This window comes from Bradyrhizobium sp. ORS 375, from assembly GCF_000239775.1.
In the GTDB taxonomy this organism is placed as follows: domain Bacteria; phylum Pseudomonadota; class Alphaproteobacteria; order Rhizobiales; family Xanthobacteraceae; genus Bradyrhizobium.
This window is the reverse complement of the sequence record NZ_CAFI01000335.1, coordinates 1-7,338: the sequence shown is the minus strand read 5'-3', so window position 1 is coordinate 7,338 and position 7,338 is coordinate 1. Positions and strand designations below refer to the sequence as shown.

The following is a 7,338-nucleotide window of genomic DNA, read 5'->3' as shown; positions in this document are numbered from 1 at the left end:
TCCAGGGGAGGGTGGCAGCGGGGCCCGCATTACGATCGATGCAACTCTGATTTCGGAAACGCCCGTCCCGGCTCAATTCGTATTCAGCCGGAAGCGCAGCGTCTTTGGGCCGATGAAGGTGATCAGGTCGCCCTGACGCTTCCAGTTGGTCGCTGCGCTCAGCGCGGCGATCAGCTCGTCGTCGGCCTGGGCGCGTGCCGCGGGGCAGTTACGATCATCGATCTGGCCCGCGATGAACACAATGGTGTTGCCGGCGACGGAGAAATGGCCCTTGCCGCCCTTGCACCAAAGCTCCAGCACTGTCTCGCCATTGTCGCTGATGTCGAGATCCGGCACCCGCTTGGAGCCTGCTTGCGGCAGCGCGTCGAGCGTCATCTCCATGCCGAAGGGAAATTCCTCCGCCGCGGCCACCGGCCCGCCTGACATCAACAAGGCTGCGATCACGCCGGCAACGGCCCGCTTCACAACGCGCATGTTTCCTCTCGATAGATCATCACGCCACGAGCCGCCTTGTAGGCGATAGGCCCGTTGGCTGCCAGCACGGCTCCCGCACAATTGTGTTCCAAACATAGCAAACCCCGCGCTGCGGACGCAGCGCGGGGTTTTTGTCACAAGCCGTTTGTCGCAAGACCTTTTCTGCAAAGCCTTGGCGTTACTTCAGCACCATGGCCGTGAACGGATAGACATAGGCCTGCAGGGTGACGAACAGGCCGACCAGACAGGCCAGCACGATCGAGTGCAGGAAGACGTAGCGCAGGATCGAGCTCTCATGGCCGTACCAATTGGTGGCGGTCGAGGCGACGACGATCGATTGCGCGTCGATCATCTTGCCCATCACGCCGCCGGAGGAGTTGGCGGCGGCCATCAGCACTGGCGAGAGACCGAGCTGCTCGGAAGTGATCTTCTGCAGGTTGCCGAACAGCACGTTGGAGGCGGTGTCCGATCCCGTCAGCGCCACGCCCAACCAGCCGAGCAGGGTGCCGAAGAAGGGATAGAGCACGCCGGTCGCGGCGAAGGCGAGACCGAGCGTGGCGTCGACGCCGGAGAGGCGCGTCAAGGTGCCGATCGCAAGCATCGCCGAGATCGTGATCAGCGAGATCGCACACAGCCGGATGGTGCGGCCGTACTCGGCGATCAGCTTGCCCGGTCCGACGCCCATTAGGAAGCCGGAAATGATCGCCGCGATCAGCATGCCGGTGCCGGTGAAGGTCAGATAGGTGAAGGAGAACACCGCGCCTTCCGGCGTCGGCTTGGCGGCCACCGGCGGCATCTTGTTGATCAGCTTGTCGAGCTCGGGCACCGGATAGCTCCAGGTGAAGATCGAGTTCGCCCAGCTCTTGAAGGCGCCGTTGCCCCAGATCAGCATGATCACGCAGACGATGATCCACGGCAGCAGCGCGCCCCACAGCTCGCTCTGCGTCAGCGGCGTGCGGTCCAGCGGCTTCGCCGCGGCCATGGTGGCCGCCGATTCGTCGCGGCCGCGCAGCGCCGGCGACAGCCACAGCTGCTTCGGCTGCCACACCTTCAGGAACAGGATCAGCGCGCCCATCGAGATCAGGGAGGCGCCGATGTCGACGATCCACGGATTGATGTAGTTGGAGATCAGGAACTGCGGCACCGCGAAGGAGACGCCGGTGACCAGGATCGCCGGCCAGACATCCTTCATGCCCTTCCAGCCGGCGAACGCCCAGATCACCCAGAACGGCACGATCAGCGAGAACACCGGGAGCTGCCGGCCGACCATCGCGCCGAGGATATAGGGATCGAGGCCGGTGACCGAGGCGAGGCCCTGGATCGGCGTGCCGAGCGCGCCATAGGCGACCGGGGCGGTGTTGGCGATCAGCGACAGGCCGGAGGCGGCGAGCGGCGAAAAGCCGAGGCCGATCAGCACGGCGCCGGTGATCGCCACCGGGGTGCCGAAGCCGGACGCGCCCTCGAAGAACGCGCCGAACGAGAACGCGACCAGCAGCAGCTGCAGCCGGCGGTCCTCGGTGACGCCTCCGATGGCGCGCTTGAGCAGCTCGAAGCGGCCGGTCGAGACCGTCACCTGGTAGAGGAAGATGACGTTCAGCACGATCCAGCCGATCGGGAAGAAGCCGGTGACGACGCCGAGAAACGTCGCGCGGATCGACATGTTGGCCGGCATCGTGAAGACGAAGATGGTGATGACGTTGGTCAGGATCACCGCGATGATCGCGGCGATATGCGCCTTCACCTTGCCGCTGGCGATCAGCACCAGCAGCGTGACCACGGGCACGGCCGCGGCCAGCGTCGACAGCGCCGGGCTGCCCAACGGGTCGTAGATTTGATTCCACATTGTGACCTCTCCCCCCACGTTCTTGTTGTTGGACCCGGTCCGGCGGGGCGGATCAGGTCTGCTTGGTCAGGCGCCAGGCCGGACAGGACGGCCGGGAAACCGGATCACAAACGCGGCAACGCCCCACTCTGCTCAAATTCTCGCGAAATCTGGCAGCGGCCACGGTGCCTCTTGTATGCAGCATGCTACGGTTTGACGCATGTGACCGACAAGCCAATGGGCGCCGGGCCCCTTACGACTTTCGTCTAGACAGGCGCCCCAGGGTACGGAATTCTCGTTCCACGTCAGCCTGTTAAGCCCTTTTCTCAGGAGCAGCCTCTCTGTGAACAATTTGCGCTCGACCCTCGCCATCGTGTGGCGGATCGCCATTCCCTACTTCCGCTCCGAGGACAAGGTCGCCGCCCGCGCTTTGCTCGCCGCCGTCATCGCCATCGAGCTCGCGCTGGTCGCGATCGACGTGCTGGTGAACCAGTGGCAGAACCGGTTCTACAATGCGCTGCAGGAGTACAACTGGAACAGCTTCATCTGGGAGATCGGCGTCTTTGCCGCGCTAGCGACCACCTTCATCGTGCTGGCGATCTATCAGCTCTACCTTCAACAATGGCTGCAGATCCGCTGGCGGCGATGGTTGACCGAAACCTACATGCGGCATTGGCTCAGCAACGCCAACCATTACCGGATGCAGCTCAAGGGCGACGCGGCCGACAACCCCGACCAGCGCATGTCCGACGACGTGAAGCAGTTCGTCGAGCAGACCCTCAACATCACGGTCAACCTCTTGAGCTCGGTCGTGACCCTGGCCTCGTTCGTGGTCATCCTCTGGGGCCTCTCGGAGGCGGCGCCGCTCACGCTGTTCGGCATGGAGTACAACATCCCCGGCTACCTGGTCTGGGCGGCGCTGATCTACGCGATCGCCGGCACTGCGCTGACGCACTGGATCGGGTCGCCGCTGATCAACCTCAATTTCGAGCAGCAGCGTTTCGAGGCCGACTTCCGCTTCAACCTGGTGCGCGTGCGCGAGAACTCCGAGCAGATCGCGCTGCTGCGCGGCGAGGCTGCCGAGCATGGCCTGCTCTCGAGCCGGTACGGCCGCGTGGTGCAGAACTGGTATCAGATCATGACCCGGACCAAGCGGCTGACCGCGGTGACGAGCGGCTACTCGCAGGTCGCCACGATCTTTCCCTACGTCATCGTCGCGCCGGCCTATTTCGCCAAGAAGGTGCAGCTGGGCGGCATGATGCAGACGGCGTCGGCGTTCGCGAGCGTGCAGCGCGCGCTGTCGTTCTTCGTGAACACCTATCGTACGCTGGCCGAATGGCGCTCGACCGTCGCCCGTCTCGACGGCTTCGAGATGTCGATTGCGAGCGCCGCCAAGCTCGCCGGTGAGCCGCAGACCATCGATGTCGTCAGCCATGCCGGCGACTCGATCGAGCTCGCCCAGCTGCTGCTGAAGCTGCCGAACGGCCTGCCGCTGATCGCGGCCGACAGCTTCAGCATCAAGAGCAATGAACGCACCCTCCTCACCGGCCCGTCCGGCGCCGGCAAGTCGACCCTGTTCCGCGCCATCGCCGGCGTCTGGCCGTTCGGCAGCGGCGCGATCAGCGTGCCCGGCCACGCCAAGCTGATGATGCTGCCGCAGCGGCCGTACTTCCCGATCGGCGCGCTCAAGGCCGCCATCGTCTATCCCGCCACGGTCGATGCGTTCGGCGTCGACCAGATCAAGGAGGCGCTGGTTGCGGTCGGCCTGCCGCAGCTGGCCGACCGGCTGGAGGAGGACGGGCACTGGAACCGGATGCTGTCGCTCGGCGAGCAGCAGCGGCTCGGCATCGCCCGCGCGCTGCTGCATCAGCCGCACTACCTGTTCCTGGACGAGGCGACGGCGTCGCTCGACGAGCCCAGCGAGGCCCGGCTCTACCGCGTCATCGCCGAGCGGCTGCCGCAGACCACCGTGGTCTCGATCGGCCACCGCTCGACCCTGCACGAGTTCCATGACCGCAAGATCGAACTGATTCGCGATGGCGACCGGTTCTCGCTGCGGCCGACCGGTCAAGCGGCGGATGCCCCGGCAGGCGGGGCGGAGTAGCGGCACGCACGCTGCCTCGCCCATCGCACGGCTAGCCCCGGGGCCTGATCCGTTCGAAAAGACAAAGACAGCGTCCGCGCAAAAGCAAAGGGCGGCAGATTGCTCTGCCGCCCTTGTTCGCAACGCGATCCGCCGTGGCGATGATTACTTCAGGTTGGTCATCGCGGTCAGGTCGAAGGAGAGCTTGGCGATGCCGGTCGCACCGCACCACTTCGAGCCGACGCCGGTCGGGTTGATCGGAGAGAAGCTGCCGTTGGCGGTGGCGGTGTAGTCGCTGGTGAAGGCGTTGCAGTTGGCCTTCGACAGGTTGGTGTCGGAATAGCGCAGGTCGAGCGTCATGACCTTGTAGGTGAAGCCGACGCCGATGTTCCAGGTGTTGTAGTCGGCGTACTTGATGCCGTTCGGGAACGGTCCGCCGCCCGCCGGGCTGGCGATGCCGGTGCCGTAGAACGAGTCCGACGTGCCCAGCCACTGACGGCCGAACTCACCCGACACGTACATGCCGACGCCGCTGGAGCCGAAGGTGGTGCTCGGCGCGGTCCACTTGCCGGTGACCGAGGCGTAGTTGCCCCAGGCGCCGGAGTTCAGGTAGCTCGGGGTGTAGAACTCGGTGATGCCGAACGTCCAGTTGTCGTTCACCGTGTAGTTCATCTTGCCGTAGACTTCGAAGAACGACAGGTCCTTCTTGATCACGTTGCCGTTCAGCAGGGCGTTGGTGGCGCACTCGGCGCTCAGCGGACGGCCGGCCGTATCGGCGGCAGCGCCGTAGTAGCAGGTGCCGCCCGGATACAGGTAGCCCCAGACGCCGATGTCGAAGGCGAAGGCGCCGAAGGTCGGACGGACACCGCCGTAGATGTCGATCTCGGCCGCGGCGCGGTTCGGGAAGGAGATGCTCTCGCCGGCGACGCCGACGTAGAACTGCAGGTCCTTGTTGACGTTGAAGCGCGGCTCGAAATAGGCGGCGACCGACGGCTTGTGGTTCGACTGAGTGATGCCACGGAACACGTAATCGTTCATGATCGCGGCGCCGAACGCGATGTCCCAGGGATCGAACGCCGGAGCCGGAGGAGCCTTCAGGGCCTTCACCGCCATGTCAGCGGCCGAAGCCGAACCCGAGAACATTGCCAGCGCCGTTGCCAACAAAGCCAACTTCTTCATGAGGATCCCCATCACCCTAGTTTTAAGCATCGACCCCGGACCGGCCCCCCAGGGCACAACACGATCGACTGCGTCATCCGGACGCAATTTGTGACAGGGTCTCGCCGCAGGTGAAGCAAAAAAGCGCGGCATCTGCCGCCTTTTTGGGCGTTTTGACAGAACTACGGCAGGTTGTCGGCGCCTGTTGCATTTGAACAACAAATCTCCGTGTAGCACAGCATTCCCGCGTGCAGATAAGGCGGGCTGCGGCCCGTAGTTCTCCTGAACCGGCCACGCTCGAATCGTCCGTGGAGAAGCGCGGATTCGCCCGGCCGTGGATTTACGGAAGCCGGCTGCCGGCGAAGCGGTCAACACGATGAGCCACTAGACCGAGCCAACGGACCGAGCCAACAAACAACAAGGCCGCAGCGTCTCCGCTACGGCCTCGTCTTGCCTTGCAGTGATGATCGGACGATCAGCTCTCCGAGCTCGTCCCTTCCTCACCCTCATGCGTGTCGGCAGGCGCGGGCGTCGCCCAGCTGGTCTCGCCAGCGGCCTCGGTCTCGTGCAGCTCGGGAGTCTCGACCGGCGCGGCCTTCTTCGGCGCGCGCTTCTTGGCGGCCTTCTTCGGCGTAGCCGGAGCCTTTGCAGCGGGCTTCGTGGCGGACTTGGCGGCGGACTTGGCAGGCGCCTTGGCGGCCTTCTTCGCCGGAGCCTTCTTCGCAGCGCCCTTCTTGGCGGCGGTCTTCTTGGCAGGCGCCTTGGCAGACTTCTTGGCGGCCTTTGCCGCCGTCTTCTTGGCCTTCTTGGCGGGAGCCTTCGCCGCCTTCTTGGCGGCCTTTGCGGCCTTCTTCGCAGCCTTCTTGGCGGACTTCTTCGTCGCCCCCTTGGCCGACTTGGCCTGCGCCATCAGCTTGGGCTCTTTCTTGTCCGTCTTGTCCTTCTTGTCTGTCTTGTCCTTCGCCATCCGAAACCCTCCAGTTGCGCCGAGCGATCGATCATCCGGCGGGACGGGCCGGCAGACCGCACGCGCCCGTCTCTCAATTCAGTCCCGGGCGCGGACCGCCCGTCGCCCAGTCGAGAAGCTCAACGGTGTGGACGACGGGGATGCCGGTGCCGCTGGCAATCTGCATCATGCAGCCGATATTGCCTGCCGCGATGACATCCGGCTTGACGGTCGCGATGTTGGCGACCTTGCGATCGCGCAGTCTCATCGCAATGTCAGGCTGGAGAATGTTGTAGGTCCCCGCCGAACCGCAACACAAATGACTCTCCGGTATATCTTTCACCACGAATCCGGACTTGGAAAGCAATTCTTTCGGAATGCTCGTGATTTTCTGCCCATGTTGCAGCGAGCATGCGGAGTGATAGGCGACGACGAGGTCGTCGTGCTGCGCCTGAGTCTTCAAATCGAGCGTGGCGAGATACTCGCTGATGTCCTTCGCCATCGCCGAGACGGCTGCTGCCGGCGCTGCATATTGCGGGTCCTCGCGCAGCATGTGGCCGTAGTCCTTGATGACGGTGCCGCAGCCGGACGTCGTCACCAGGATCGCATCGAGCCCGCCGCGCGCAGCCTCCGCCGTCCACACGCTGACATTGGCCCGCGCCCGCGCGGTGGCATCGTCGTCCTGTCCCATGTGATGGGTGAGCGCACCGCAGCATTGCTCGTCCTTGACCAGCACCACCTCGATGCCGTGCCGCGTCAGCAGGTTGATCGCGGCCTGGTTGATGCGCGGCGCCAGCGCCTGTTGCGCGCAGCCCTGCAGCAGCGCGACGCGGCCGCGCCGCGCACCCTGCGCCG

Annotated in this window: 6 protein-coding genes; 1 reads left to right on the top strand and 5 read right to left on the bottom strand. The window is 64.8% G+C overall.

The window, feature by feature from the left end:
* Positions 1–72: 72 nt before the first annotated feature.
* A complete protein-coding gene (locus BRAO375_RS24155) occupies positions 73–474 on the bottom strand; it encodes an META domain-containing protein (protein ID WP_009030077.1) in 402 nt (133 codons plus the stop codon).
* 178 nt (positions 475–652) lie between these two features.
* Positions 653–2,317: an L-lactate permease gene (locus BRAO375_RS24150; RefSeq protein WP_009030076.1), complete on the bottom strand. Its 1,665-nt coding sequence runs from the start codon at positions 2,315–2,317 to the stop codon at positions 653–655.
* Positions 2,318–2,639: 322 nt separating this feature from the next.
* Between BRAO375_RS24150 and BRAO375_RS24145 the strand changes: the two genes are divergently transcribed.
* Entirely contained in the window at positions 2,640–4,400 is a 1,761-nt protein-coding gene (locus BRAO375_RS24145; protein ID WP_009030075.1) for an ABC transporter ATP-binding protein/permease, read from the top strand.
* Positions 4,401–4,544: 144 nt separating this feature from the next.
* On the opposite strand, the gene BRAO375_RS24140 is transcribed toward BRAO375_RS24145, so the two are convergent.
* From BRAO375_RS24140 to BRAO375_RS24130, 3 genes are all read right to left on the bottom strand, one after another.
* Positions 4,545–5,558 (bottom strand): TorF family putative porin, encoded by a 1,014-nt coding sequence (locus tag BRAO375_RS24140; protein ID WP_009030074.1) that lies wholly within the window; start codon positions 5,556–5,558, stop codon positions 4,545–4,547.
* Positions 5,559–6,012: 454 nt separating this feature from the next.
* Positions 6,013–6,504: a hypothetical protein gene (locus BRAO375_RS24135; RefSeq protein ID WP_009030073.1), complete on the bottom strand. Its 492-nt coding sequence runs from the start codon at positions 6,502–6,504 to the stop codon at positions 6,013–6,015.
* Between the two features lie 73 nt (positions 6,505–6,577).
* The coding region (locus BRAO375_RS24130) for a heterodisulfide reductase-related iron-sulfur binding cluster (protein ID WP_035641916.1) at positions 6,578–7,338 on the bottom strand (761 nt) is incomplete at its 5' end.